We start from the raw sequence: 26,289 nt of genomic DNA, 5'->3' as shown, positions 1-26,289 counted from the left end.
CCGGGGTGTCCACGCCCCGAACGGAGGTACGACGGCGGCAGTTCCTGACTCCCCTTCACGGGTCACAGTGGCGGGACCGTCCCGGACTCACACCGGGTTCCTGCTGATTCCGTCGATTGACGGTCGTGACTCTAGCTGACGGAGTCGCCGTACCGGGTGTGGAAGTCGTCCCACGTTGTCGCGTTGACCGGTGCATTTGATTGGTATAGGGCGGAACGACAGGGTTTGTACTGCGGACGCCCTCCGGCGTCGCACGGCAACGTCTTCTTCAGCACAGGCCGATCCGGTTCTACCTGAGCTGAAGGAGACAATCATGCGCTTGAAGGCCTGGAGACTCCTGGTCGTCGTACTGACCGCCGGCCTCATCACCCCTGCCCTGGTCGCCGCGCCGAGCCAGGCCGGCGGCGTCCGGGCGGGCCCGGCGATGATCACCCAGTGGAACACCATCGCCGGCCGGACGATCTACGCGGAGAACGCCACCCCGGTCCCGGTGGGGAGCCTGTACTTCGGCTTCGTGTCACTGGCCGTGTACGACGCCGTGGTGGCCATCGAAGGCCGGTACCAGCCGTACCTGAAGCAACCCGGGATCCGCGCGCGGGCGTCCTCGGAGGCGGCGGCCGCGACGGCGGCGTACGACGTGCTGAGGTACTACTTCCCGGCCTCAGCCGCGCAGCTCGCGACCGACTATGCCGCCTCGCTCGGCAGCATTCCCGAAGGCCGGGCCAAGATCCGCGGAACCGAGGTCGGCCGGCACGCGGCCGCGACGCTGATCCGGGCACGGCTCAACGACGGCCGGGGCGCGAACATCCAATTGAGGGTGACCCCCGCTCCCGGAGTCTGGCGCCCGACACCCGACGCCCTCGCGCCGATGCTCGCCCCGTGGCTCGGATTCGTCGCACCGCTTGCGCTCCGATCGCCGACGCAGTTCCGGCTGCCCGGCCCTGACCCGATCACGTCCAAGGCCTATGCCCGGGATTTCGCCGAGGTGAAGGCGATGGGTGCGCTGGTCGGATCCGCCCGGACCGCGGCACAGACCGAGACCGCGGTTTTCTGGAACGCCAACGCCGTGCTGCAGTACCAGACGGCGCTGCGCGGCCAGGTCACGGCGCGAAGGATGGACATCGTCGACAGTGCCCGGGCGTTCGCCCTGCTGAGTACGGGCGTGGCCGATGCGCTGATCGCCTGCTGGCGAGCCAAGTTCGACGACGCCTACTGGCGTCCGATCACCGCCATCCGGCTCGCCGACACCGACGGGAACCCAGCGACCGAAGCTGACACCAACTGGATGTCGCTGCTCCAGACGCCGCCGTATCCGGACTACGTCAGCGGGCATGCGTCCATCACAGGGGCCGCAACCGGAACTTTCAGCTACCTGTTCGGCGCCCGGTCGCTCGATCTGGACGTCCCCGCTCTCGTGTCCACGGCTTCCCGGCACTTCGACAGCGCCGCGGCCCTCGATGCAGAGACCATCAATGCCAGGATCTGGCTCGGTTTCCACTTCCGGAAGGCGATGACCGACGCCAGTCGTCTCGGCCACCGCGCCGCCGCGTGGACGATCGGCCACGAGTTCATGCCGCGCCACCGCTGAGTGTTCCGGCCTCCTCGCCGCGCGCCGCGTCAGCGGTGCATCGCGTAGTGGGCGGCGAGGAGGTCCGTGCCCCAGTCGTTGCGGAAGTCGCGCCAGACCGAGTGGATGTGGTTGGCGTCGTCCTGGGTGTTGTCGTACTCGGCGAGGAAGGTCGGCCCGGCGATCGAGTAGTAGTGCCGGTGCCCCACGCCTGGCTCGGTCTCACCCGCCCACGCGAAGGACAGCCGTTCGATGCCCTGCTCGGTGATGTCCTGCCACGTCTGCAACCCGATCGGCCCGGCGGCGCGACCGACGTACTGGCCGATGAGGAGGCTGAGCAGCTGACGCTGGTCCTCGTTCATGTCGCCGTACGCGAGGCCGTGGTGCAGCAGGGATGCGTCGGCGACCGGGTCGTGGCGGGTCAGGATGTCGTCCGGCGCAGCGTCCGACACCACGGCAAGGGACAGCTGGCCCGGCTCAAGGGCGTGCAGCAGCTGGAAGCCCAGGTCCTGCTCGGCAGCCAGGAAGCGCCGCCCGGCCTTCGGGCCGGTGCGGACCTCGGCCGGGTTCGAGCCGATGAACTGCGGGGTGAACGAGATCGCCCCGTCCACCAGCGTCACGTGCAACGCGAGGTGGTGGCCGTTCAGCCGCCAGGCCCAGGGATCGGTCCCGTTCGGGTCGCCGAGCACCCGGAGGAAGTACCGGTCGCTGACGGTCGCCCCCTCCCACTCGCCCGACGGCGGCAGGTCCGGCAGCCCGCGGCAGACGACCTCCGCGTCCAGGACCGCCCACACGTCCGCCGTACCCCGGTCGCTGCAGCCGGTCGCGACCAGCCGCTCGACGAGCTTCTGCTGGGTCGGAGTGAGCTCGGTCAGTGCGAGACCGGGCACCGGCCCGGGCAGGTACGTCCACTGCTGATGATCCGGACTGTCGAACGGGCCCCGGATCTTCTCGAGCTGGGCCGGCGTCAGGCTCGCCAGCAGTTCGAGGACCGTGTCCCGTGTCTGCGCTACAACCATGCCGATCGCTCCCGTTCCGTTGGTTCGTAAGGTGTCCACTGCTCGAACGGCCGGTCCAGCTTGTACCGGAAATCGGGTTGCCGCAGCAGGACGCGTGTTTCCGCGTTGGCCGGGTTGCGCAGCGACTCGAAGAACCGGACCGACCAATGGAACCAGCGGGTGCAGAACAACCGCATGGTCAGCCCGTGCGACACCAGCAGCACGTTCTTCGGAGCGTCAGGAGCCTCGAAGTCGCGGTGCATGGTCTCGAGGAAGGTCGACACCCGGTCGTACACGTCCGCACCCGACTCGCCGTGCGTGAACCGGTAGAAGAAGTGCCCGAACGAGTCGCGGAGCTTCTCCTGCTGCTCGATGTCCTCGGTGTCCTGGAGATTCGCCCAGTCCTGCTCACGCAGCCGCGGCTCCTCCCGCGGGAGCTCGATCAGGTCGTCCAGCCCGAGTGAGTCCAGCGTCTGCCGGGCCCGCAGGTACGGCGACACGTACACCCGGACCGGCTCGTTCCCGAACACTTCCCGCAGGTCCTTGCCCGCCTTGGCCGCCTGCTCGTGCCCACGGGGTGTCAGTGGTACGGCGTGGTCGGGGATGCGCTCGTAGATCGTCTTGTCCAGGTTCGCCTCGGACTCGCCGTGCCGGATCAGCGCGATCCGCAGAGGCCGATCACTCACCCCCATCGCTCCCCCTCCCGCCGAGCTGCTTGCGTCCGAAGAAGTGGCGAGACGTGTCCGCGCTTCTTCGGACGTAACGTCAGGATTGCGGTGACCCCCGCGGCGGCGATTCCGACCCGCCTCGCGAGTGCCGCCGTACGACGGATGTCGTCGACCGTCGGCGAAGGCCCGGCGCCGAGGGTGCCGCGGTTCTCCTGGGAGCCCTCGTAGCTGTTCGTGCCACCGAGCGTCAGCCCGAGTGCACCTGCGAAGGCGGCCTCGACCGGACCGGCGTTCGGACTCGGGTGCTTGGAGGCGTCCCGCCGCCACACGTCTCTTGCCTGGCGCGGTCGCCGGGCCGCCAGGCCGGTGAGCACCGCGCAGACGCGGGCGGGGACGAGGTTGACCAGATCGTCCAGGCGGGCCGATGCCCAGCCGAAGTTCTGGTACTTCGGTGACTTGTAGCCGACCATCGCATCGAGCGTGTTCGCGGCCCGATAGCCGAGCAGGCCGGGGATGCCGAAGACGCCCCAGAGCAATGGCGCCACGCAGGCGTCCGACGTGTTCTCGGCGATCGACTCGACCGTCGCACGGGCCAGCTCGTCCGCCTCGAGATCGGTCGCGTCGCGGGCGCACAGATGGCCGAGCCGGTCGCGCGCAGCCGGGATGTCCTTCTCCTCGAGCAGACCGGCCATCGCCTCAGCCTCGCGGTCGAGGCTGCGCGCGCCCAGCACGGTCCAGGTCGCGGCTGCGGTGACGACGGTGTGCAGGATCGGGTGGTGCCGGGTCAGCCGCTCCGCCAGGATGCCCGCGGCGGTTGTGGTGCCGACGAGGGTTGCCGTGTAGACCGCTCCGGCGCGGCGAGAGTCGGCGTACACGAGCTGTTCGAGGCGGTTGGCCGTTCCGCCGAAGCCGGCGACGGGGTGGAAGCGGCGCGGGTCGCCGAGCACACGGTCGGCGGCGAAGCCGAGAAGGAGACCGATTGCCCGGGACACCCTGGGAAGTCTGCCAGGTCTTCGGCTGTGATTGGGTGACGGCATGGGAATCGCGGAGCTGCTCCAGGGGGTCGACGGGAGCGGGGAGTTCGGGGTGTGGCTCGGCCGGCTGGACGGCGTACCGCTGTTCGAGCACGCAGCGGAGCGGACGCACTACTCGGCCAGCACGATGAAGCTGCCGGTGGCGATGGCGATGATGCGCAAGGTCGAGGCAGGTGAGCTGGCGCTCGACCAGCCGGTGACCGTGCACAACGACTTCGCGTCCGCCGGCGAGGGCCGGTTCGCGGTGGACCCGGACGAGGACGAGGCGCCCGCGACCTGGACCAAGCTCGGTACGCCGGTGCCGCTCGGGTGGCTCGCAACCGAGATGATCACCCGCTCCAGCAACCTCGCGACCGACCTCGTGCTCGAACAGGTCGGGATCTCCGCGGCGCACGCCGCCCTGCGCGAGGCGACGCTGCCGGGCTCACCCGCCCCCGCGTCCAAGATCCAGCGCGGCATCGACGACGGTCCGGCGCAGCGGGCCGGGATCAGCAACCTGATGAGCCCGGCCGGACTCGCCGGCGCCCTCGTTGCTGCCGGCAACCAGGAAGGTGCCTCCGGCGACTACCTGCGCGACCTGCTGGCCGGCAACCAGTGGAACGGCGAGATCCCGGCGCTGCTGCCGAGCGGCACCCGGGTCGAGCACAAGAACGGCTGGGACACCCGGATCCGGCACGACGGCGGGATCGTGCGGCCGGACGACGCGGATCCGTTCGTGCTGGTGGTGTGTACGACGTCCGGCCTGCCGGACTCCGAAGCGCAGAAGCTGATCGCCGCGATCGCCCTGGAAGCGTGGAACCACCGGCACGATCTGGAGGCCGTGCGGTGAAGCTCACGACCCATCGGGTGTCGGCACCGCTGCACACCCCGTTCATCACAGCGTTGCGTACGGCGACGCATGTCGAGTCGCTGCTCGTCGAGGTGAGCGACGGCGAGCTGAGTGGCTGGGGCGAGGCGCCCCAGGTGTGGAAGGTGACCGGCGACTCGCTGGCCGGCTCGGAGGCGTGCATCGAGGGCCCGATCACGACCGCGCTCGACGGCCTCGGTCCTGACGACCTGACCGAGGCGCTGCGCCGCGTGCAGGGTGCGGCCGTCGGCAACTTCGGCGCCAAGGACGCAGTCGACGTTGCGCTGCACGACCTGGCGGCACGGCGGCGCGGTCAGACGCTGCATGGGTTCCTCGGGTCGACGGTCGACGTCGTACGTACCGACGTGACCTTGTCGGTCGGCGACGCGGCCGCGCTGGCGGCCGCGGGGCGGGACCGGGTCGCGGACGGGTTCGACGTACTCAAGATCAAGGTCGGCACCGACGCGGCCGGCGACATCGAGCGGGTCCGGCGGGTCCGCGAGGCCATCGGGCCCGAACCGCGGCTGCGGCTGGACGCCAACCAGGGCTGGACGCGCCGCGACGCCGTCACGGTGATCCGCGCACTGGAGGACGCCCGCTGCGCGATCGAGCTGGTCGAGCAGCCGGTCGCCGCGGCGGACCTCGACGGGATGGCCTGGGTGACCGACCGGGTCAGTACGCCGATCCTCGCCGACGAGTCCGTGTACGGCGTACGCGATCTGGTGGCGGTGATCCGGCAGGGCGCGGCCGACCTGGTGAACGTGAAGCTGGCCAAGTGCGGCGGGCTGGCGCCGGCGCGGACGCTGCTCGAACTGGCCCGGGAGCACGGACTGGGCGCGATCGTCGGCTGCATGATGGAGAGCCACGTCGGCGTCGGCGCGGCGGCCGCGCTGGTGTCGGCGTACCCGACGACGACGGTGAACGACCTGGACGCCGCCTGGTGGCTGCGCGAGGCGCCGGTGACCGGCGGGATCCGGTACGACGGCTCGCTGATCCACCTGCCTTCTGCTCCCGGACTCGGCGTGACAGGCTTGACCGCATGAAGTTAGCCGCAACCAACGTCCCGATCAGCACGGTCTGGACCTCGCCGGACGCACCACGCGACATCGACGCCCCGGCAACCGCCGCACAACCCGACGTGGCCGGCTGGGCCAAGTCGATGGACACCGAGACCCGGCTGGGCCTGCACGGCCGGACCCTCACCCAGCTGCTGTTCGCCGAACCCGTGCTGGTGCGCACGGAACGCGACGGCTGGTCCGAGATCCTCGCGCCGTGGCAGCCGTCGTCCCAGGACGAGCTGGGCTACCCGGGCTGGATCCCGTCGAGCCACCTGGGTGAACTGCCGCAGAGCGCATCCGATCCGGTCGCGATCGACGTACCGACAGCATCGCTGCTGGCTGAGCCTGATGGTCGCCAGCTGGCAGAGTTGTCGTTTGCGACCGTGCTGGCGTCATTGGAGCACGCGGACGGGTACACGCGGGTCGCGACGCCCGACGCCGGGTCCGGCTGGATCGCGGACGACGCGCTGCGGTCCGTCGTGGAGCCGTCGGGACCTGAGGACCGGCTGCGGCTCGGTGAGCTGTTCCTCGGCCTCGAGTACCTGTGGGGCGGTACGTCGGCACACGGGCTCGATTGCTCCGGGCTGATCCACACGGTCAGCCGGGTGCTCGGCCTGCGGATCCCGCGGGACGCACACGACCAGGCAGACTCGCTGGCGAACATCCCGATCGACGAAGCGCAGCCGGGCGACCTGTACTTCTTCGGCCGGGACGGCAAGCCGGTGCACCACGTCGGCTTCGTGTCCGCGGCCGGGATGCTGCACGCCTCGGAGACCGGCAAGCGGCTCGAGAACGAGCCGCTCACCGATGACCGCCGGGCAACCTTGGTGACCGCCGCCCGGTTCTAGTTGGTGTGGCGCTCCGGGGCCGGGTCCTCGGTCGGCTCGACCGCGGCCGGCTCGTCGGCCGCCATGGTGCGGGACTTGTGAAGGCTCGCGACCGTGGTGATGCCGAGGGTGATGATGATGAAGCCGAGGGAGAACCAGATCGGGATCTCCGGCGCCCACTCGATGTGGTGGCCGCCGTTGACGAACGGCAACTCGTTCACGTGCATGGCGTGCAGGACCAGCTTCACGCCGATGAACGCGAGCACCACCGACAGGCCGAGCGACAGGTAGACCAGGCGCTTGAGCAGGTCGCCGAGCAGGAAGTACAGCTGCCGGAGACCCATCAGCGCGAAGACGTTCGCGGTGAAGACCAGGAACGGTTCCTGGGTCAGGCCGTAGATCGCCGGGATCGAGTCGAGCGCGAACAGCAGGTCGGTGGTGCCGAGGGCAATGATCACGATCGCCATCGGGGTGACGAGGCGTTTGCCGCTCTTCTTCAGGGTGAGCTTGACGCCGTTGTACTCGTCGGTGGCGTTCAGCCGCTTCTTCGCGAACCGGATGACCGCGTTCTCCTTGAAGTCGTCATCGTCGTTCTCACCCTGCTTGGCCAGGTGGATCGCGGTGTAGACCAGGAACGCGCCGAAGATGTAGAAGACCCAGGAGAACTCGTTGATCGCGGCCGCGCCGACCGCGATGAAGATGCCGCGGAAGAACAGCGCCAGGATGATGCCGACCAGCAGCGCGGTCTGCTGGTACTTCCTCGGCACCGCGAACCTGGACATGATGATCAGGAAGATGAACAGGTTGTCGACGCTCAGGCTGTACTCGGTGAGCCAGCCGGCGAAGAACTCACCGGCGTACTGCCCGCCCGAGAAGACCCAGACCCCGAGGCCGAAGACCACCGCCAGGCCGACGTAGAAGGCGATCGCGGTCGCCGACTCGCGGGTGCTCGGCTCGTGTGGGCGGCGGCCGATGACGAACACGTCGAAGGCCAGCAGCGCGAGCAGCACGCCGACGGTGATGTACCAAACGTAGTCAGCTACGTGCACAGAAAACCTCCGGAGCTCAGATGAAAAATCGACTCCGAAGGTCTCTTCCGCCGGACTCAGCGAGCGAGTCTGGCCGGGGGCACCGGGCGCGGGACACAAGCCCTTGACCGTGATGACGATGCCGCCGCGAAGGAATACTCCCCTTCTCCACCCTCATTGTGACGGGTGAACGTCGAAGTCTCCAAATCCGGGACCCCGTGTCTGGCTGTCGAAATGATCACAGTCAGTTCAGGGAATAGTTGCAACGAGTGATCAGTTGCCGGCTACTGGGCGTTTGCTCCGCGGGAGTTTCGCCACGATCGTCTCGTACGACGTGTCGACCAGCTCCTGGATCTCGTCGTCCGGCACCGCTCCTCCGAGCCGCACGGAGTTCCAGCCGGAGCGGCCGATGTAGGCCATCTTGCTGACGTCGTCCGGGTAGGTGTCCACCAACTCGTCGGCCTCCTCCCGGTTGGCGCCGCACTTGAGCCCGACGCCACCGCCGCTGCCGAGGAACGCGAAGATCTTGTCGCCCACCTTCGCGACGACGTCCCCGTCCCACGGCTCGTCCTGCCACGCGCCCGGCTTCGCCAGGCAGTACTCGAGGAGGTCGTCCCCGTTCATCCGCGCCATCGCAGGCCTCCGTCAGCTGTGAGAGACGACCTCGACGTTGTTGCCGTCGGGATCGCGCATGAACACGGCGTAGTACCCCGGGTGGTACTCCGGCCACTCCTTCGGCTCGTGCAGCACCTCGGCTCCGAGCTTCTGCGCGGCCCGGTGCACGGTGTCGACGATCGAGCGGCTCGACGCGGTGAACGCGAGATGAATCTCGCGCTGCTTCCCACCCGTGGTCTGCTTCCCCAGCCAGAACTTCGGTACGCCGTCGCTCCCGGACATGCCGAGCACGTCGCCGAAGTCCATGTTCACCGTGATCCCGAGCGGGCTCAGCACCGTCTCGTAGAACTGCCGAGCGGCGCCGAGATCGTCGCACTGCACTGACACGTGGTCGAGCATGCTTCCTCCCCTGATGTCCCTGCACCCGCACAGTAACGCTCGCCACGGACAACCACGACCGGTGCGACCCCGTCGTACGCTGCTCGGCATGGGTTCTGTTGTGGTCGCTGCGGTTCAGGCCGGGTCCACGCTCTTCGACACGCCCGCGACGCTGGTCAACGCGGAGCAGCACATCCGGGCGGCAGCCGCGGCCGGTGCCCGGTTGATCGTGCTGCCGGAGGCGTTGCTCGGCGGTTACCCGAAGGGCTCCGATTTCGGGATCACCGTGGGGGCGCGATCACCGGAGGGACGCGAGCTGTTCCGGCGCTACCGCGAGGCCGCCGTACAACTCCACGGACCCGAAACCGACCGGTTGGCTGAGCTGGCGGCGGAGCTCGACGTCCACCTGGTCGCCGGCGTCATCGAACGAGACGGCGGCACCCTCTACTGCACGGCCGTGTTCGTCGACCCGCACGCCGGGCTGGTGGCGCATCACCGCAAGCTGATGCCGACCGCGGCGGAGCGGTACCTGTGGGGACAGGGCGACGGGTCGACGATGCCCGCCGTCCAGACCGAGGTTGGTGTCCTCGGCGCGGCGATCTGCTGGGAGAACTACATGCCGCTCTTCCGGCAGTCCATGTACGCGAAGGGGGTGCAGATCTGGTGCGCGCCAACGGTCGACCATCGCGACCAGTGGCAGGCAACCATGCGCCACATCGCCCTCGAAGGCCGGTGCTTCGTCATCAGCGCCAACCAATACCTGACCGACGGCGCCACCGTTCTCATCAACGGCGGCAGCACGATCATCTCCCCGCTCGGCGAGATCCTCGCCGGACCGCTGCGCGGCGCGGAAGGCGTGCTGGTCGCCGAGCTCGATCTGGCCGAGCTGGATCGGGGCTACTTCGACTTCGACTCCGTCGGGCACTACGCGCGGCCGGACATCTTCACGCTGACCGTCGACGAGACGCCACGCCACACAGTCCACACCGTCGTACGCCGGGGCTGAGAGGTCCGGCGTACGACGAGGCGGGCTATTTGGCGCCGGCGTTGGTCATCTGGCGGAGCTCCTTCTTCAGCTCGGAGATCTCGTCGCGATAGCGGGCGGCGACCTCGAACTGGAGCTCCGCGGCGGCGTTGTGCATCTGGTCCGTGAGCTGCTGGATCAGGTCGGCCAAATCGGACGACGGCAGGCCGCCGGCCAGCTCCTTCGCCTTCTCGCCGGCCTTCGCCTTGCCACCACCGGGGACCGGTGCCTTGCCGCGGGACTGGTTGCGGCCGGAGCCCAGCAGCTCGGCGGTGTCGGCGTCCTCGCGGGCCAGCATGTCGGTGATGTCGGCGATCTTCTTCCGCAGCGGCTGCGGGTCGACGCCGTTCGCCTCGTTATACGCGATCTGCTTCGCGCGGCGGCGGTTGGTCTCGTCGATCGCCTGCTCCATCGACGGGGTGATCTTGTCGGCATACATGAACACCTGGCCGGACACGTTGCGCGCGGCGCGGCCGATCGTCTGGATCAGCGAACGCCCCGATCGCAGGAAGCCTTCCTTGTCCGCGTCGAGGATCGCGACCAGCGACACCTCCGGCAGGTCGAGGCCCTCACGCAGCAGGTTGATACCGACGAGGACGTCGTACTCCCCCATCCGCAGCTCGCGGAGCAGCTCGACCCGGCGCAGGGTGTCGACCTCGCTGTGCAGATACCTGGTCCGGATGCCCATTTCCAGCAGGTAGTCGGTGAGGTCCTCGGACATCTTCTTGGTCAGCGTGGTGACCAGGACGCGCTCGTCGCGCTCGACCCGCAACCGGATCTCGTGGATCAGGTCGTCGATCTGGCCCTTGGTCGGCTTCACGATGACCTCGGGGTCGATCAGCCCGGTCGGCCGGATGAGCTGCTCGACGAACCCGTCGGACTTGTCCTGTTCGTACTGCCCCGGGGTCGCGGACAGGTAGACGGTCTGGCCGATCCGCTCCAGGAACTCCTCCCAGCGCAGCGGCCGGTTGTCCATCGCCGACGGCAGCCGGAACCCGTGCTCGACCAGGGTCCGCTTGCGGGACATGTCGCCCTCGTACATCCCGCCGATCTGCGGGACGGTGACGTGCGACTCGTCGATGACCAGCAGGAAGTCCTCGGGGAAGTAGTCCAGCAGGCAGTGCGGCGCCGTCCCGGGCTCACGGCCGTCGGTGTGCCGCGAGTAGTTCTCGATGCCCGAGCAGGTCCCGATCTGACGCATCATCTCGATGTCGTACGTCGTACGCATCCGGAGCCGCTGTGCTTCCAGCAGCTGCCCGTTGCGCTCGAGCTCGGCCAGCCGCCCCTCCAGCTCCGCCTCGATCGAGGTGATCGCGCGCTCCATCCGCTCCGGCGCGGTCACGTAGTGGGTCGCGGCGCCGATGTAGACCTCGTCCTCCTCGGAGATCACCTCACCGGTCAGCGGGTGCAGCGTCATCACGCGCTCGATCTCGTCGCCGAAGAACTCCACCCGGACGGCGAGCTCCTGGTACACCGGGAAGACCTCGAGGGTGTCGCCGCGGACCCGGAACGTGCCGCGGGTGCCGGCCAGGTCGTTGCGCGCGTACTGCACGCCGACCAGCTGGCGGAGCAGGCCGTCGCGGTCCATCTCGGCGCCGACCTTCACGTGGATCATGCGGTTCAGGTACTCGTCGGCGGAGCCCAGGCCGTAGATGCAGGACACGGTCGCGACCACGACCACGTCGCGGCGGGTCAGCAGCGACCAGGTCGCGGAGTGCCGCAGCCGCTCGACCTCCTCGTTGATCGAGGAGTCCTTCTCGATGTAGGTGTCCGTCTGCGGGACATACGCCTCGGGCTGGTAGTAGTCGTAGTACGACACGAAGTACTCGACGGCGTTCTCCGGGAAGAAGTGCCGGAGCTCGGTCGCGAACTGGGCGGCCAGGGTCTTGTTCGGCTGGAGGATCAGCATCGGGCGCTGGATCTTCTCGGCCAGCCAGGCGATGGTCGCGGTCTTACCCGTACCGGTGGCGCCGAGCAGCACCACGTCCTGCTCGCCGGCGTTGATCCGCCGCTCGAGGTCCGCGATCGCGGCCGGCTGGTCACCCGCCGGATCGAAGTCCGACACCACCTTCAACGGGGCGACCATACGCTGGAGATCCGAGACCTGTCTCATGCCTCTACCGTACGGTCCGCCGCCGACAGTTTCTAAAAACCCCAAAAAACACCCGCCTCGCTCCGCTCGGCGGGTGGTGGTGAGCGGAGGGCCCCGCCGGCGTCGGGGGTGGGGTCAGAAGCTTTTGACCACGCTGTTGTTCATGTAGATGAGTTCGTTGACGCGGCGTTGGTAGACGCGGGTTTCCAGGGCTGCGTCGGTGGCGGTTACTCGGTTGAATTTGTCCTGGTAGGCGGTGACGAAGCCCTTCATCGCGACCTTGGCGCCGTTCTTGCCTACCCAGACGCCGGTGTACGACAGGGCGTAGCAGGCGGTGATGTTCGGGTTGGCCGGCTTGCACGCGACCCCGCTGCCGATCTTGACGCCCAGCATGCCGTTCGACTCGACGTCGACCAGGTGCTCGGCGAAGGTCTTGGCGTTGTACAGCTCGGTCTGGCGGACCCAGTAGTACCCGTCGATCAGCCCGCGCGCGCTGAACTGCTGCAGGATGTAGTTCTTCCCGCTCTTCGACTTGTCCCAGTCCGGCAGCCAGCCTTTGGACGGGGTGAACCAGATCCCCCAGCCGACCTCGACACCGGCGTCGTTCGGTCCCTTGGAGTCGTTCGGCGTCGGAGTCGGCGACGGCGTGTACAGCGTGCCGACCGGGTCCGGCGTCTGCTGACTCACCGGCTTGTCCTTGCCGCTGCCGTTCACCAGCAGCACGACACCGGTCGCGACCAGCAGCACCGCGACGATCGCACCGGCCATGATGATCCACTGCGTCCGGTTCGACTTCGGCGGATGGTTCGGCCGCGCCGGCCCCGGACCCCAGCTACCGGGACCACCAGCACCACCAGCACCGCCCGAACCCCAACCACCAACTGCCGGGGTACCCTGCTGACCCGGACGACCCTGCTGACCCTGCGGCGCGGAACCCCAGCCGCCAGGAGCGGGCGCGGGCGGTGGACCCGGAGGCGGACCGTACTGCTGACTCATAACGTTTCCTCGCGGTAGTTCCGGTGGTTCGTCACAGGCTGTCGATCACGGACTTCTTCATGATCGCGGCGTCGGCCTCGGCCTTCTGGGCGAAGTCGACGCGGGTCCGGAAGTCCAGCGCGGTGACCACGTTGTCCTTGCGCCGGTACACCTCGACGGAGCCCTGGACCTTCACGTCCACGCCGTTCTCCTTGGCCGTGGAGGTGTAGTCGATCGCGACGCACTCCACCAAGACGTCCTTGGGGCACGGCAGGTTCCGCACGTTGCCGAGCTGCGCGACCTCTTCCTCGGTCTCGCCCTCGATGATCCCCAGCAGGTACGCCTTCGCGGTGACGTTCTGCTTCTGGCGCACCCACAGGAAGGCCCGCGCGTGGAGGTTGTCGTTCGGCGGATAGGTCGCGACCTGCTTGCCCTGGGTCTCCTTCGTGAACAGGCTCCAGCCCTGGACCGGGACGATCGAGACGCCGAATCCGACCGCGATCGCGTTCGGCGGCGGCTGGTACGACGCGGTCGGCCCGGTCGGCGTACCGACCGGCGTACCCGACGTGCTGGGTGTCGGATCGGCCTTGTCGTCGCCACCGCCGGACAGCAGCACCAGGGCGACGGCCACGAGCGCGACCACGATCAGCCCGGCGCCGACCGGGATCAGCAGCGGCGGGATCCGGAAGCCGCTCTTCTTCTCCGGCGGGGGACGCCGCAGCGACGGCGGCCCGACGTTCTCACCCCACGCCGACGACGTCTCAGTCGCCGGCCCAAGGCTCTGACCAGGACCTGCACCGGGCCCCGGACCGGGAGCTTGTCCCGGACCCGGTCCCGGCGCGCCACCGCCGCCCCAGGGCGACGGTGGCGGTGGCACCTCGAGATCCCACGGCGACGGCGGGAGCTGTTCCTCCGGCTCGACGTCGTCCGGCTCCGGCCCGGGCTGGTTGACCCAGGGGTTGCCGGGGGAACTCTTGTCGCGCTTTCCGCTCACTGACTCTTGACCACCGACACGAGCATCGCGTCCGAGTCCGTGCGGATCGACGCCACCTTGTCCTTGCGCCCGTACACCCGGATGATCGTGATCACGCCGTCGTTGCGCTCGATCACGCCGACGAAGCCGACCACCGGGATGCTGCCGTTCTGGCTGCTGGAGATCGCGTCGAAGTTCTGGGTGGTGACGACCTTGACCGGGGTCTTGTCGTCCGGACCCGGTTTGGTCACCTTCGGGTCGCCGGTCTTCACCGAGGACAGGTCCTTGGTCTCGGCGCTCAGCAGCTTCGGCAGCACGGTGTCCGTGGTCTCACCGGCCTCGGCCTTCCAGGCGTTGACCATGAAGTAAGCCTCGCCCTGCTTCAGCAGGTACACACCGTCGAACCCGTCGATGCTCTTGCGGATGTAGCCCGGCTGGGGCTTCACGAACACGCCCTGGCCGACCTCGATGCCCTCGTCGACGTTCGTCGGCTCGGTGCTCTGGCCGGTCGTCGGCTGAGTGGTCGGCGTCGGGGACGGGTCGGCCTTGTCGTCGTCGCCGCCCTTGAAGACCAGCGCCAGTACGACGCCGATGACCGCGACCACAGCGAACGCACCGCCGGCGATCAGCAGGGTCTTGCCGCCACTGCTCTTGCGCCGCGACGGCTGACTGGGGCCGCCCCACTGCTGCTGACCCGGGTACTGCTGCTGACCTGGGTACTGCTGCTGGCCCGGGTAGCCCTGCTGCCCTGGGTGCTGCTGCCCCGGATAGGCCTGCTGGCCCTGCTGAGGCTGACCCTGTTGCGGCTGACCCTGCTGCGGGTACGGCGCCTGACCAGGCTGACCCGGCTGGCCGTAGCCCGGTGGGGCCTGCTGCGGACGCCCGTACCCAGGCGACGGCTGCTGCCCGTAGCCGGGCTGTCCCTGCGGTGGCTGGCCGTACCCCGGCTGCCCTTGCGGCGGCTGGCCGTAACCAGGCTGGCCCTGCTGACCAGGCTGACCACCGGGCTGGCCCGGCTGGTTTCCGTACGGCTGCTGTCCGCCCTGGCCACCGCCGTACGGCGGTTGCTGGTTGCTCATGCCTGCGTCTCCCCAGTCGTCGCGGCGGTCGGTGCTGCCACTCCACGAGCGGACTTCGGCACGGATCGCACCGAGTTGCCGCAGGCGGAGCAGAAGTCGGAGTGCGGAAGCAGCGGCATCTCACAGCGCGAGCAGAACGCCAGGTCGCCCGATGCGTGGTTGGAACCACCCCGGGCGGCCGACTCCAGCGCCGCCTCGAGCAGGCCCTTGTGGAGCACGGTCCGCACCCGGATGATCAGTGCGCCGAGCAGCAGCAGGCCCCAGACCACGCCGAGGATCGAGCCGATGGTCGAGCCGTGGCCGCCGACGAAACCGAGCAGGTAGACACCGCCCTGGAACAGCGCGTTGACCACCATCGCCTGGAGCAGACCGAACACCCAGCGCGGCGTGAACCCGTCGTACCCCTCGCCGAGGCCGGAGAACTCCGCACCGGCGAGCCCGGTCGCCGAGCCGTACACCAGCGGCTTGATGAAGCCGTGCAGCAGCACGATCGAGATCCATGTGCCGGCGCTGCTGCCCGGACCGGCGAAGCCGCCGCTGATCCAGCCCCAGTGCAGCACCAGTGTCTCGAAGCAGGCGTAGCCGACACCGGCGACCACACCGAACGTGAAGCCGTCCATGAGGTCGTCGTAGCGGGGCCGCGAGGCCAGGTAGAGCGGGCCGATCTGCCGGATCAGCTCCGACACCACCGGCACCAGCAGGAGCAGGATCAGCAGGTCCCGCCCGGACGGACCGGCGCTGTTGCCGCCGATGGTGTCCAGCGAGAGCGCCAGCTTGTCCTTCCACAGCCAGGTGAAGACGGCCGCGAGTACGCCGGTCAGCACGAAGGCCGCGGCGACCACCGGGATCGGCTCGTCCTCCCAGAGGTTCACGTCGTACAAGTAGATGATGTAGACGATCGGGACGGCGAAGGCCGCGATCATGATCGCCACCGGCAGCGCGCCGAGCGCCGCTGTCACCACGGTCAGCAGCAGGGCGATGCCCAGTGCGACCTTGTAGGTGTACGGCTGCTGGCCGGACCCCTGCGGCATGATCGTCGAAACCAGTTTGAACGACGCCACCGGCTCATCCGGCCTGGCGGCGTACGCCTTCTTGCGCTCGGCATCCCCGGTACGCATGTCGTTGCCACAGTGGTGGCAGAAATGCGAGACCTCGGGGACGTCAGAGCTGCAGCGCGGACACACCACGCCATCCTCCCTACTTCGGACGTCCGGACCGGCGCGGGGCGCGCCGTCGGTGGCCGGCCGCAGGAGTCACCCCGGGCCGAGCCGGGACAGATTCTTGTACAGCCGGTCCCGGATTCATCATTTACCGCGCAAGGGTCACCTTTTCGTGTCCGGACCGTGGCCTGCGAGTTGTTCCCACACCTGGTCGATGCGGCGGTCCAGGTCGTCGAGGCTGCCGGAGTTGTCCACGACCACATCCGCGGCCGCCAGCCGGTCCTCCCGGGACGCCTGACTGCTGATCCGCCGATTCGCTTCCTCGTCAGACATTCCGCGGTGCGCCGTCAGCCGCTGCACCTGCACCTCGACCGGTACGTCGACCACGAGCAGGACGTCGAACCGGCCCGCCTGGCCTGTCTCGACCAGCAACGGGATGTCGTGCACCACGACCGCGTCCGCCGGCGCCTGCTGCTCGATCTCGGCGGCCCGGGCGCGGACCCGCGGATGGACGATCGCCTCCAGCTTCCGCCGGGCCGTCTCGTCGCCGAACACGATCTTGCCGAGCGCCGGCCGATCCAGGTCACCGTCGGCCGTCAGTACGCCGGGACCGAACGCCGCAACCACCTCGGACAGCCCATCGGTCCCCCGCGCGACCACCTCCCGAGCGAGTACGTCGGAGTCGATCACCACGGCGCCCCGCGCGGCCAGTCGCGACGACACCGCACTCTTGCCGGCCCCGATCCCGCCAGTCAGTCCCACTCTCAGCACGCCAGCACCCTATCGAGGCCCCTACCATGGCGTATGGGGTGGTGGCGACGGCGTCAGGATGCGCAGGAGCTGACACACGTCCGGGTGATGGCCAAAGAGGACGTCGTTCAGTTCGGGGAGGAGCTGACGCGCTTCGGTGAGCTCCTCGAGGGCAATGCGCTGGATGCGGAGACTCGGCACGACTATCAGACCGCTCTCGACGCGTACGAGACCGCCGAGCGGCTGGTCGACCGGCTGAGCTCGTTCGAATCGATCAGCGCGATCGTGGACACCCTGACCGCGGGCCGCTACGCGCTGGCGTGTGTCCGCGCCCGGGTCGCGGGCGATCCGCTGCCGGAGCGCCGTACGCCGTGTTTCTTCAACCCGCAGCACGGACCGGCCGCGCGGGACGTCGTCTGGACGCCACGCAACGGCGCGACCAGGAAGGTGCCGGCCTGCGCCCAGGACGCGGCCCGGATCCGGGCGGGCGAAGACCCACCGGTCCGCCTGGTGCGGTACGGCGAACAGCAGGTGCCGGCCTGGGAGGCGGGCGCCCCGAACGAGCCGTACCGGATCGGCTTCTTCTCCGCGAGCGGCGCCCGCGCACACGTGATGGAACTGAAGATGCGCCTCAAAGGCGAAGGCCGCGGCCAGTGGGGCACCGACCTGGGCAAACCCCGCATCCGCCGCCCCTACGACTGAAAACCAGGGAAGCAGCACGAGACCCCCCGCACCTGGTGGCGCGGGGGGTCTCGTGGTGGTGCCGGAGCTACTTTCCGGTCAGCTGGATCAGCCCTGGCCGGTCAGCTTCTCGCGGAGCGCCTGCAGCGCCTCGTCGGAAGCGAGCGCACCCTCGACGGGCGCGTCGTCCTTCGGGGCAGCAGCCGAGGAGTACGTCGAGGCCTCGCCGGCCTCCACGTCCGCCGTCTTGGCGTCCTCGATCTGCTTCTTGTGGGCCTCCCAGCGCGTGTGGGCCTCGGCGTACTGCCGCTCCCACTCCTCGCGCTGAGCGTCGAAGCCCTCGAGCCACTCGCCGGTCTCCGGGTCGAAGCCCTCCGGGTAGATGTAGTTGCCCTGGTCGTCGTACGTCGCCGTCATGCCGTAGAGCGTCGGGTCGAAGTCGTCCGAGACCGGGTCCACACCCTCGTTGGCCTGCTTGAGCGACAGCGAGATCCGGCGCCGCTCCAGGTCGATGTCGATGATCTTGACCATGACGTCGTCGTTGACCTGGACGACCTGCTCCGGGATCTCGACGTGCCGCTCGGCCAGCTCGGAGATGTGCACCAGACCCTCGATGCCCTCCTCCACGCGGACGAACGCACCGAACGGAACCAGCTTGGTGACCTTGCCGGGCACGATCTGGCCCATCTGGTGGGTCCGGGCGAACTGCTGCCACGGGTCTTCCTGGGTCGCCTTCAGCGACAGCGAGACGCGCTCGCGGTCCATGTCGACGTCCAGCACCTCGACGGTGACCTCCTGGCCGACCTCGACCACCTCGGTCGGGTGGTCGATGTGCTTCCAGGACAGCTCCGAGACGTGCACCAGACCGTCGACGCCGCCGAGGTCCACGAACGCACCGAAGTTGACGATCGAGGAGACGACACCCTTGCGGATCTGGCCCTTCTGCAGCTGGGTGAGGAAGTTCATCCGCACCTCGGACTGCGTCTGCTCCAGCCACGCCCGGCGGGACAGGACCACGTTGTTGCGGTTCTTGTCCAGCTCGATGATCTTGGCCTCGATCTCCTGGCCGACGTACGGCTGGAGGTCGCGGACCCGGCGCATCTCGACGAGCGAGGCCGGCAGGAAGCCACGGAGGCCGATGTCGAGGATGAGACCACCCTTGACGACCTCGATGACGGTGCCGGTGACGACGCCGTCCTCTTCCTTGATCTTCTCGATCGTGCCCCAGGCCTTCTCGTACTGGGCGCGCTTCTTCGAGAGGATCAGACGGCCTTCTTTGTCCTCCTTCTGGAGAACCAGGGCCTCGACGTGATCGCCGACGTTGACGACCTCGTTCGGGTCGACGTCGTGCTTGATCGACAGCTCGCGGGAGGGGATGACGCCTTCGGTCTTGTAACCGATGTCGAGGAGAACCTCGTCCCGGTCGACCTTGACGATGGTCCCTTCAACGATGTCGCCGTCGTTGAAGTACTTGATGGTCTGATCGATCGCCGCGAGGAAGTCTTCCTCCGACCCGATGTCATTGACCGCTACCTGCGGGGTGGTGCGTACTGCTGGGTCGAGGGGAGCCTCGATGCTGGCCGTCATGTGGTGGGTTGCTCCGTGGACTGGTGGTGTCGTGCGGTTGCGTCATGAACCTTTGGATCGCACCAAACCGCGGGATTGCCTGAAGACGACAGATTCACCACCGACTGCTGCGAGTCACGAGCCTGCTCGGTCCGAGGTCGCGCGGGCCCATAGCGCATCTGACAGAATACCGGTCTTCACGGAGGCAGCACAACCTGGGGCACCCGGTGCCGACCGGGCGCCCGCCGAGGTCTCCCGACGTGCCATTGAACTCAGAGTACGACCTCCAGGTCCGGACGGCCTGCGGACAGGTCTCCCGTGTCCGCCATTCGGAAGACCAGCCGGTGTGCGGCCGCCGCGATCTCGTGGTCGGCCGCCCGCGTGGAGAGGTCGAGGAGCGCCCACAGATCGGCCGCCCGGCCCCGGTCGACAAGCGCGTTCCCCGGCAGCAGCCCGCTCCCCCGCAGTACGTCCAGGACGGGCCGGGCCAGCACCGGGTCCGTGCAGAACCGGAGCAGGTTCCCCAGGTCGGCGTACGGCGACCCAGCATGGGAGAACTCCCAGTCGATCAGACCGGTGATCCGCACCGTCTTCGGGTCCACCAGCAGATTCTTCGGGTTGAAGTCGCTGTGCACCAGGCAGAATCGCTCGACGCCTTCGGCCAGCAGGTCCTCGGCGTGATCGATCACACTCCCCAGACCGGCCCGCTGCTCCGGCGTCATCCCCAGGTCCAGGCTGTCGACGTACTGGTCCAGGTCCCCGCGGAGCGGCTCGATCCCCAGGTCACCATCGCGGAACAGCCCGAACGAGCGGAACGGCATCCCGCTCAACCGCGTCAGCAACTCCCCCAACTGCTGCCCCACCTGCCGCCGCTCGTCCGCCCCGGCCGTCGCCAGGTAGACCGCCAGGTTCACCCCCGGCAGCCGCTCGGTCAGCAGGTACGGCGGATCGTCCGGCGCCCCCTCCCGCTTCACGTCGAGGATGCGCGGCACCGGCAGCAGTCCACGCACCAGCTGGAGCAGCGCCGCGTCCACGGCGGCCCGCCCAGGGTCCTTCACGTAGAGCTTCAGTACGGCGTCCTCTCCGCCCGCACTGACCGCGTAGGTCTGGCCCTGATAACCGCCTGGCAACGGAACGGCACTAGCGGCGAAGTCGCTCATGGTTTCAACCTAGAGTGTGCGGGGTGAACAGGCCGGTACGGGTGGAACTGACCGAGGTGGAGACCTCGCGGGCCAGTCGTACCTACTGGGACTCGGCGGCTGATGAGTACCTGAAGGAGCACGGCGACTTCCTCGGCGACGACAGGTTCATCTGGTCCCCGGAGGGGGTCGACGAAGAGTCGGCACAGCTGCTGGGGCCGGTCCGGGGCAAGCGGATCCTCGAAGTCGGCTGCGGCGCGGCCCAGTGCTCCCGGTGGCTGGTCGGCCAGGGCGCCGATGTGGTTGCCTTCGACATCTCTCTCGAGCAGCTCCGCATCGCCCAGGAGCTCGATGCCCGGACCGGTACGACGGTCCGCACTGTCGCCGCGGACGCCGTAGCGCTGCCGTACGCCGATAGCACCTTCGACATCGCCTGCTCGGCCTTCGGCGCGCTCCCCTTCGTTGCCGACGTCGGTACGGCGTTCCGCGAGCTGGAGCGCGTGCTGAAGTCAGGTGGGCTGCTGGTGTTCTCGGTGACCCACCCGTTCCGCTGGACGATGCCCGACGACCCCTCGCCGGACGGTCTGCGCATCACCCACTCGTACTTCGACCGGACGCCGTACGTCGAGGTCGACGAGTCCGGTACGCCGGTGTACGCCGAGCACCACCGCACGACCGGTGACTGGATCCGCGAGCTGACCGGCGCCGGCTTCATCGTGGATGACCTGCTCGAACCGGAGTGGCCGGCCGGGCACGACCTGATCTGGGGCGGCTGGGGCCCCGAACGCGGGCCGTACGTCCCCGGGACGGCCATCTGGACCGCACACAAGGCGCCGAGCGCATGACCCGATTCCCAGCAGTGGACGGGCTGCGAGCGATCGCCGCGCTCGCAGTGGTGACCGCACAGGTCGGCCTGCATACGCACGCGCCGCTCGCCGGTCTCGTGTCCCGGCTGGACGTCGGCTGGGCGATCTTCTGCGCGATCTCCGGTTTCCTGCTCTACCGGCCGCATGTCCTCGCATGGTTCTCGGCCACCGAGCCGCCGCTCACACTGACCTACCTGCGTGGCCGTGCACTCCGGATCCTCCCGGCGTTGCTGGTCACCGTGGCACTGTCGATCGTCTTCGTCCCACATCCAGCGACCACGTATCTCCGGTGGGCCGTACTGACGCCGCTGCCGTTCTACCTGCTGCTCCCAGGACTAGGCAGGCTGCTCACCGGTTACGAGCGACCGACTCGACGCAGTGTCCGCTGGCGCCTCCTCGTACTGCTCGCTCTGACCGTGCTCGGACCGGTCTGGATGGCAGCGGTCACCGCAACCGATCACTCAGAGGCGGGCCTCTGGCTCCCCGGGTACCTCGGCTGGTTCGCGGTCGGCATGGGTCTGGCGCTCTGGCAGGTCGCCCGCGCAACAGGTCGACTCGGACCATCCGCACTCGACGCACTGACCAGAGTCCCCGGGACGCTCTGGGGAGTCGCCGCAGCTCTCCTACTGATCGCTGCCACCCCGCTAGCCGGTCCGTACGACGACTCCGCTCCCACGCCGGCGCAGGCACTGCTCAAGAGCCTGCTCTACACCGTTGTCGTCGCATGTGTGCTCTTCCCGATCCTGATGCCCTCCGCGAGGACAGTCCGCGTGCTGGGTGGGCGCCCGGCGCAGATCGGTGCACGACTCTCGTACGGCGTGGTGGTGTACGGGTTCGTCGTACTGGGCCTGCTGCGCGGACCGTTCGCAGTACAGCTGCCGGTGACGTTGGTCGGCGCGGTGGTGCTCGCAGCCGCCAGCTACCGCCTGATCGAGCGGCCGGTCATGCGCCTCGGTGTGCGCCGGAAGAACACCGCGGTAGCCAGGACCGCCAGCAGGGCGACCAGTCCGAGCAGCAGCCCGGCGCGGTAGCCCCGAGCCGGCATGAAGCTGGCCGTGACCACCTGCTCGGGTCCGGCCGGCAGTACCCAACCCTGCTGCCACCCGCCGATCCGGATCGGGGTCAGCTTCTGGCCGGTGCTGTCGTACGCCTCCCAGCCCTCGTTGTAGTTCTGCGCGATCGCCAGCACGGACTGGTCGTCCGCGTCCGGCACCTCGACGGTCAGCTCGGTCGGGTTCGGCCGCCACACGTCCACACCCTGCACCGGCGTCACAGACACATCGCCGAACCCGGCCTTGACCAGCGCGGTCTCGACCGGCACGAGGCCACCACCCGCCAGCACCTCGACGTGATGGCTCCCTGACCTCAGTGCGACCGACGTCGCCTCACACAGGCTGAACGGCACCGTCCTGCGCTGCAGCAGATCCCGCATGGTCGCCTCGACCTGCGTCCGCGCCGGTACGCCGTCGATGCGGACGGTCGGTCCGTTCCCGCAGTACGACGCGACGTGGCGGTCCGGATCGACGGCCTTGCGCAGCTCGTCCGCACCGAGCACCGTCACCTCCGTCACCCCGACCGGGCTCCGCTTGGCGTCCTGCACCGGCTTCGTCGCGGTGAAGTCGATCTCGATGGTCTGCACGTGCCGCGCCGCGATCTGGACGTACCCGTCCGCGTCGACCGTGGCCCGGATCGGCACGCCGCCATCGAAGTGCAGCCTGACCTCGGCCGGCCGCGAGCCCTCCAGATAGGTGTCGGACTGGAAGCGCAGCCCGCGCACATCCCTTGCCGCCGGCAACTTCAGGGTCAGGCTCGGAGTCGCGTCGTCGGGATCCGCGAGCCAGCCGGTGCCGGGATCGCGGTCGACGGCCGCACCCGGCCGGCCCTCCGGCGCCGTGACCGCCCGCGAGGACGCCGTCGCGGTGATCGCACCGGGCACCGGCAGCAGCCGCTCGAGCGCGTCACCGTCCTTCGGCAACGCCGTACCCCGCAGCTCGTACGACGCGGCCTGCGGCAACTCCACCGTCCTGGACAGGCCGTTCGGGTCGTCCGCACTCCGAGCCTGGTCCGGGCTGCACAGCGCCCGTACTCCGACGTGCAGACAGCCGGAGCGCCCGACTTGCTGACTCCGCAACACCACTGCGCTCGGCTGCTGGTCGACAGGCTGCGCGCGTACGTCGGTCTCGATCAGCGGCAGCCCATCGAGCTTGCCCGCGGCGTCCGCTCGCAGTACGGCGCTCCCACTCCCGTCGAGCGCTGTCACAACGGTCGGTACGTCGTCTGCGGTGCCATCGACCGCGACGAGCCGGGACCGCGGGATCAGTCGCCCCGGTGTGGTCGCTCCGACGTCGTAGATCTCCACGCTCGGGTACGGGACGGTGGTCTGGCCGGCTGGGCCGAAGTACGCGACCCGCCCGATGCCGGCGTCGGCCAGACTCTCGTGGATCGCCAGCGTGTCCCCGAGGTCATTGCGCACCACGACGTACCGAACGCCGTCGTGATTGAGCTCCTGCCGCAGCGTCTGGTCGCCGACACCGGAGTCGACGCGGCGCTCCACGTCATCCGTCAGCGCGGCCATCGGTCGCGTCACCAGAGCTGTGAGCGGTTCGGTCGTGCTGGACAGGAGCAGCACACTTCCTGGTGCCGTCTGGTCGTCCAGCCACGCTGCCGCCGCATTCCAGTGCGCCGGGATCGCAGCGGACGCTCCGTCTGGTCGTATCAGGACCACGGGCGCGGCGGCAGCCACCGCCAGGCATACGACCGCAGCCGGTACGACGCGGCGGTGGATGCCGCGGGACACCGACAAGCCGGCCAAGCGGGGCAGGTAGTGCGCCGCAGCGAGTGCGAGCGGCAGTCCGATGACCACGCCGATCACCGGCAGCCAGCGCGGACCGGGCGGCGCAGCGCCGTACTGGAGGAGCAGCGCGAGCGGTACCAGCCACCAGATCGACGCGGCCACCACGAAGCCGAGCCAGCCCAGTGCGAGCTTCAGCTTCTGCCGACTAACCAGCCAGATCGCCGGTACGACGAGGGTCGCGACGCCGGCGACCGGGTCCGCGCCACCGATGAGTGCGAACGCTACAGCCGACCAACTGGCTCGTGACCAGCCAGAGCGAGCACGGGGTGAGACGAGTGGCAGTAGGACCCACGGGGCCATGGCCATCGGCCACACCTCGATGGGGAGCTCACCGAACACCCGCGGCACGAGCGCGTAGAGCAGTGCGACGGCGAAGCGCGTCCACGGCACGCCGTACTGCAGGACGTTGCAGAGCTTCCAGATACCGAGGAAGGCGACGCAGAGGACGAGCGACCACCACAGGCGCTGAATGATCCAGTCCGGTACGGACAGCGCGTCCAGCAGCCAGTGGAACGGACCTATCGGCAGGAGGTAGCCGAAGGCGTCGCTCTGCACCTGACCGAAGGCAGTGTGCGGGTCCCACAGGTGGAGGGCGCGCGACAAGAACCGGCCGGGCGCCGCCGTCAGTTCGACCTTGCTGTCCGCGAGGATCTTGCCCGGAGCCTGCTGGAAGCACAGGGCCACCAGAGCCAGGCAGCCCAGCACGAGCCTCGCCCGCCAGACCACCTGCTCCGAACTGCCTGCTTTCAGCCTCCTCACCGGCGGGACATTAACGGATCCGGCGGCTTAGGAACGGCATCGTTGCCGTACCGTGAGGTCGGCAATGTCACCCAGCGATCCGAGGCAGCGCAGAATGACGTCGGGCACCACCCAACCCCAGGCGCCCCGCAGTGCCTTCCTGCGCAGTGCCACGGTGGTCGCGGTCGCGATGGCGATCATGAATGTGGCCGCCTACGGGTTCACGCTGATCGGCTCCCGCCGGCTGATGCCGGAGCAGTTCGGAGCGATCACCGCACTGCTGGGTCTGCTGCTCATCGGCAACGTCGCGTCACTCGGTCTGCAGGCCGCCGGTGCTCGTCAGCTCGCCACGCACACCGGGGACGGCTCAGCCGCGCTGGCCGACGCAATGCTGCGCGCCGGCCGTCGGTCCGCTCTCGGACTCACCGTTGTCTGCCTAGTACTGACGCCGCTGTTCATGTGGCTGCTCCACATCGACTCGGTCGTCGCGATCCTGCTGCTCGCTCCGACCCTGGGCGGCCTGACCCTGATGGGTTCGCAGCTCGGAATCCTGCAGGGCAGCCACCGCTGGACCGAGCTGGCTGCCGTCTACTTCTCCACCGGGATCGGCCGACTGGTGCTCGGCGGCGGCGCACTGCTCATCCACCCCTCGCTCGACTGGGCTATGGCCGGTCTCGCGCTCGGTGCCGCCGTACCGGCGTTGCTGGGCCAGTTCTTCCTCCGCGGATCGAGTGGTTCGACCAGCCAGCAGGTCAAGGACGTACTGCGGGAGTCCGTGCACGGCACGCACACACTGCTCGCCTTCTTCGCGCTGGCCAACGCGGACGTGCTGTTCGCCCGCGCGCTGCTCGACGAGAAGGACAGTGGGTACTACGCGGCCGGCCTGATCATCGCCAAGGCCTGTCTGTTCCTGCCGCAGTTCGTCATCGTGCTGGTGTTCCCGTCGCTGGCCAACTCACCCGGCGACACGGTCCGGCTGCGGCGCGCGATCCTGGCCGTTGCGGGCCTGGGCGTGTGCGCGGTCGTCGGGACGTTGATCCTGCCGGGCATCGTGGTCGAGGTCATCGGCGGCAAGGAGAAGTACGCCCCACTCGGCCCGTACACCTGGCTGTTCGCCGTTGCCGGCTCCGCGTACGCCGTACTGCAGCTGGTCGTGTACGCCGCGATCGCGCAACAGGAGAAACGCGCCGCGCTGGGGATCTGGATCGGGCTGGTCGTGCTCGCCGTGGCGGCCGGGATCGTGCTCGGCACAGACACTGCCACCGGCCTGAACGGCGCGAAGGTGCTGGCCGCGATGACCAGCACCTGCGCACTCCTGCTCTCCGCCGGCCTGGCAACCGGACTCCACCGCCAGGCGAGCGACACGCCCTAG

24 protein-coding genes and 1 riboswitch are annotated in these 26,289 nt (G+C 68.8%); of the genes, 9 read left to right on the top strand and 15 right to left on the bottom strand.

Features of this window, described 5'->3' with window-relative positions:
* Positions 1-18: 18 nt before the first annotated feature.
* Positions 19-165: riboswitch (cobalamin riboswitch) on the bottom strand.
* A gap of 148 nt (positions 166-313) precedes the next feature.
* Complete coding sequence (locus OHA18_RS32115; RefSeq protein ID WP_328999085.1) at positions 314-1,588, top strand: vanadium-dependent haloperoxidase; 1,275 nt, start codon at positions 314-316, stop codon at positions 1,586-1,588.
* A gap of 29 nt (positions 1,589-1,617) precedes the next feature.
* On the opposite strand, the gene OHA18_RS32110 is transcribed toward OHA18_RS32115, so the two are convergent.
* From OHA18_RS32110 to OHA18_RS32100, 3 genes are read right to left on the bottom strand one after another with little or no spacing between them, the layout of a single operon-like run.
* A complete protein-coding gene (locus OHA18_RS32110) occupies positions 1,618-2,586 on the bottom strand; it encodes a DUF3500 domain-containing protein (RefSeq protein WP_328999084.1) in 969 nt (322 codons plus the stop codon).
* Complete coding sequence (locus tag OHA18_RS32105) at positions 2,577-3,257, bottom strand: phosphoglycerate mutase family protein (protein ID WP_328999083.1); 681 nt, start codon at positions 3,255-3,257, stop codon at positions 2,577-2,579. The genes OHA18_RS32110 and OHA18_RS32105 overlap by 10 nt, the downstream gene beginning before the upstream one ends.
* Entirely contained in the window at positions 3,248-4,225 is a 978-nt protein-coding gene (locus OHA18_RS32100; protein ID WP_328999082.1) for a cobalamin biosynthesis protein, read from the bottom strand. The genes OHA18_RS32105 and OHA18_RS32100 overlap by 10 nt, the downstream gene beginning before the upstream one ends.
* 43 nt (positions 4,226-4,268) lie before the next feature.
* Here OHA18_RS32100 and OHA18_RS32095 point away from each other — a divergent pair, with 43 nt between their 5' ends.
* From OHA18_RS32095 to OHA18_RS32085, 3 genes are read left to right on the top strand one after another with little or no spacing between them, the layout of a single operon-like run.
* On the top strand, positions 4,269-5,096 hold the full coding sequence (locus OHA18_RS32095) for a serine hydrolase (protein WP_328999081.1): 828 nt from the start codon (positions 4,269-4,271) through the stop codon (positions 5,094-5,096).
* Complete coding sequence (locus OHA18_RS32090) at positions 5,093-6,157, top strand: mandelate racemase/muconate lactonizing enzyme family protein (RefSeq protein ID WP_328999080.1); 1,065 nt, start codon at positions 5,093-5,095, stop codon at positions 6,155-6,157. The genes OHA18_RS32095 and OHA18_RS32090 overlap by 4 nt, the downstream gene beginning before the upstream one ends.
* Positions 6,154-7,020: a C40 family peptidase gene (locus OHA18_RS32085; protein WP_328999079.1), complete on the top strand. Its 867-nt coding sequence runs from the start codon at positions 6,154-6,156 to the stop codon at positions 7,018-7,020. The genes OHA18_RS32090 and OHA18_RS32085 overlap by 4 nt, the downstream gene beginning before the upstream one ends.
* Here OHA18_RS32085 and OHA18_RS32080 read toward each other — a convergent pair.
* The 3 genes from OHA18_RS32080 to OHA18_RS32070 all read right to left on the bottom strand — a co-directional run bounded on the left by OHA18_RS32080 (position 7,017) and on the right by OHA18_RS32070 (position 9,041).
* Positions 7,017-8,048: a TerC family protein gene (locus OHA18_RS32080; RefSeq protein WP_328999078.1), complete on the bottom strand. Its 1,032-nt coding sequence runs from the start codon at positions 8,046-8,048 to the stop codon at positions 7,017-7,019. The genes OHA18_RS32085 and OHA18_RS32080 overlap by 4 nt on opposite strands.
* A 252-nt stretch (positions 8,049-8,300) precedes the next feature.
* Complete coding sequence (locus OHA18_RS32075) at positions 8,301-8,660, bottom strand: MmcQ/YjbR family DNA-binding protein (protein WP_328999077.1); 360 nt, start codon at positions 8,658-8,660, stop codon at positions 8,301-8,303.
* Positions 8,661-8,672: 12 nt separating this feature from the next.
* Positions 8,673-9,041, bottom strand: coding sequence for a VOC family protein (locus tag OHA18_RS32070; RefSeq protein WP_328999076.1), 369 nt, complete (start codon positions 9,039-9,041; stop codon positions 8,673-8,675).
* Positions 9,042-9,129: 88 nt separating this feature from the next.
* On the opposite strand from OHA18_RS32070, the gene OHA18_RS32065 reads away from it, so the two are divergent.
* Complete coding sequence (locus OHA18_RS32065) at positions 9,130-10,026, top strand: nitrilase-related carbon-nitrogen hydrolase (protein ID WP_328999075.1); 897 nt, start codon at positions 9,130-9,132, stop codon at positions 10,024-10,026.
* 25 nt (positions 10,027-10,051) lie between these two features.
* Here OHA18_RS32065 and uvrB read toward each other — a convergent pair whose 3' ends face one another.
* From uvrB to coaE, 6 genes are all read right to left on the bottom strand, one after another.
* Positions 10,052-12,157 (bottom strand): excinuclease ABC subunit UvrB, encoded by a 2,106-nt coding sequence (uvrB, locus tag OHA18_RS32060; RefSeq protein WP_328999074.1) that lies wholly within the window; start codon positions 12,155-12,157, stop codon positions 10,052-10,054.
* A 114-nt stretch (positions 12,158-12,271) separates the two neighbouring features.
* Entirely contained in the window at positions 12,272-12,904 is a 633-nt protein-coding gene (locus OHA18_RS32055; RefSeq protein ID WP_328999073.1) for a hypothetical protein, read from the bottom strand.
* Between the two features lie 259 nt (positions 12,905-13,163).
* Positions 13,164-14,105, bottom strand: a complete 942-nt coding sequence (locus OHA18_RS32050) for a hypothetical protein (protein ID WP_328999072.1) — start codon at positions 14,103-14,105, stop codon at positions 13,164-13,166.
* Entirely contained in the window at positions 14,102-15,163 is a 1,062-nt protein-coding gene (locus OHA18_RS32045) for a hypothetical protein (RefSeq protein WP_328999071.1), read from the bottom strand. The genes OHA18_RS32050 and OHA18_RS32045 overlap by 4 nt, the downstream gene beginning before the upstream one ends.
* Entirely contained in the window at positions 15,160-16,281 is a 1,122-nt protein-coding gene (locus OHA18_RS32040; RefSeq protein WP_328999070.1) for a PrsW family glutamic-type intramembrane protease, read from the bottom strand. Before OHA18_RS32040 ends, OHA18_RS32045 begins: the two co-directional genes overlap by 4 nt.
* A gap of 204 nt (positions 16,282-16,485) precedes the next feature.
* Positions 16,486-17,094 carry a dephospho-CoA kinase gene (gene coaE / locus OHA18_RS32035; protein ID WP_328999069.1) on the bottom strand — a complete coding sequence of 203 codons (609 nt, stop codon included), beginning with the start codon at positions 17,092-17,094 and terminating at the stop codon, positions 16,486-16,488.
* 33 nt (positions 17,095-17,127) lie between these two features.
* Here coaE and OHA18_RS32030 point away from each other — a divergent pair, with 33 nt between their 5' ends.
* The gene (locus tag OHA18_RS32030; RefSeq protein ID WP_328999068.1) at positions 17,128-17,775 is read left to right on the top strand and encodes a hypothetical protein; all 648 of its coding nucleotides are present in this window, start codon (positions 17,128-17,130) and stop codon (positions 17,773-17,775) included.
* A gap of 87 nt (positions 17,776-17,862) precedes the next feature.
* On the opposite strand, the gene rpsA is transcribed toward OHA18_RS32030, so the two are convergent.
* Positions 17,863-19,341: a 30S ribosomal protein S1 gene (gene rpsA / locus OHA18_RS32025; RefSeq protein ID WP_325040627.1), complete on the bottom strand. Its 1,479-nt coding sequence runs from the start codon at positions 19,339-19,341 to the stop codon at positions 17,863-17,865.
* A 251-nt stretch (positions 19,342-19,592) separates the two neighbouring features.
* Positions 19,593-20,480, bottom strand: a complete 888-nt coding sequence (locus OHA18_RS32020) for a phosphotransferase family protein (RefSeq protein ID WP_328999067.1) — start codon at positions 20,478-20,480, stop codon at positions 19,593-19,595.
* Positions 20,481-20,503: 23 nt separating this feature from the next.
* Between OHA18_RS32020 and OHA18_RS32015 the strand changes: the two genes are divergently transcribed.
* A complete protein-coding gene (locus OHA18_RS32015; RefSeq protein WP_328999066.1) occupies positions 20,504-21,304 on the top strand; it encodes a class I SAM-dependent methyltransferase in 801 nt (266 codons plus the stop codon).
* Complete coding sequence (locus OHA18_RS32010; RefSeq protein ID WP_328999065.1) at positions 21,301-22,356, top strand: acyltransferase family protein; 1,056 nt, start codon at positions 21,301-21,303, stop codon at positions 22,354-22,356. The genes OHA18_RS32015 and OHA18_RS32010 overlap by 4 nt, the downstream gene beginning before the upstream one ends.
* On the opposite strand, the gene OHA18_RS32005 is transcribed toward OHA18_RS32010, so the two are convergent.
* Positions 22,245-24,938, bottom strand: a complete 2,694-nt coding sequence (locus OHA18_RS32005) for an alpha-(1->3)-arabinofuranosyltransferase domain-containing protein (protein ID WP_328999064.1) — start codon at positions 24,936-24,938, stop codon at positions 22,245-22,247. The genes OHA18_RS32010 and OHA18_RS32005 overlap by 112 nt on opposite strands.
* A 94-nt stretch (positions 24,939-25,032) precedes the next feature.
* On the opposite strand from OHA18_RS32005, the gene OHA18_RS32000 reads away from it, so the two are divergent.
* The gene (locus OHA18_RS32000) at positions 25,033-26,289 is read left to right on the top strand and encodes a polysaccharide biosynthesis protein (protein WP_328999063.1); all 1,257 of its coding nucleotides are present in this window, start codon (positions 25,033-25,035) and stop codon (positions 26,287-26,289) included.

Source organism: Kribbella sp. NBC_00709, from assembly GCF_036226565.1.
GTDB lineage: Bacteria > Actinomycetota > Actinomycetes > Propionibacteriales > Kribbellaceae > Kribbella.
The sequence above is the reverse complement of the archived record's forward strand: the minus strand, read 5'-3'. Positions and strand labels throughout refer to the sequence as shown.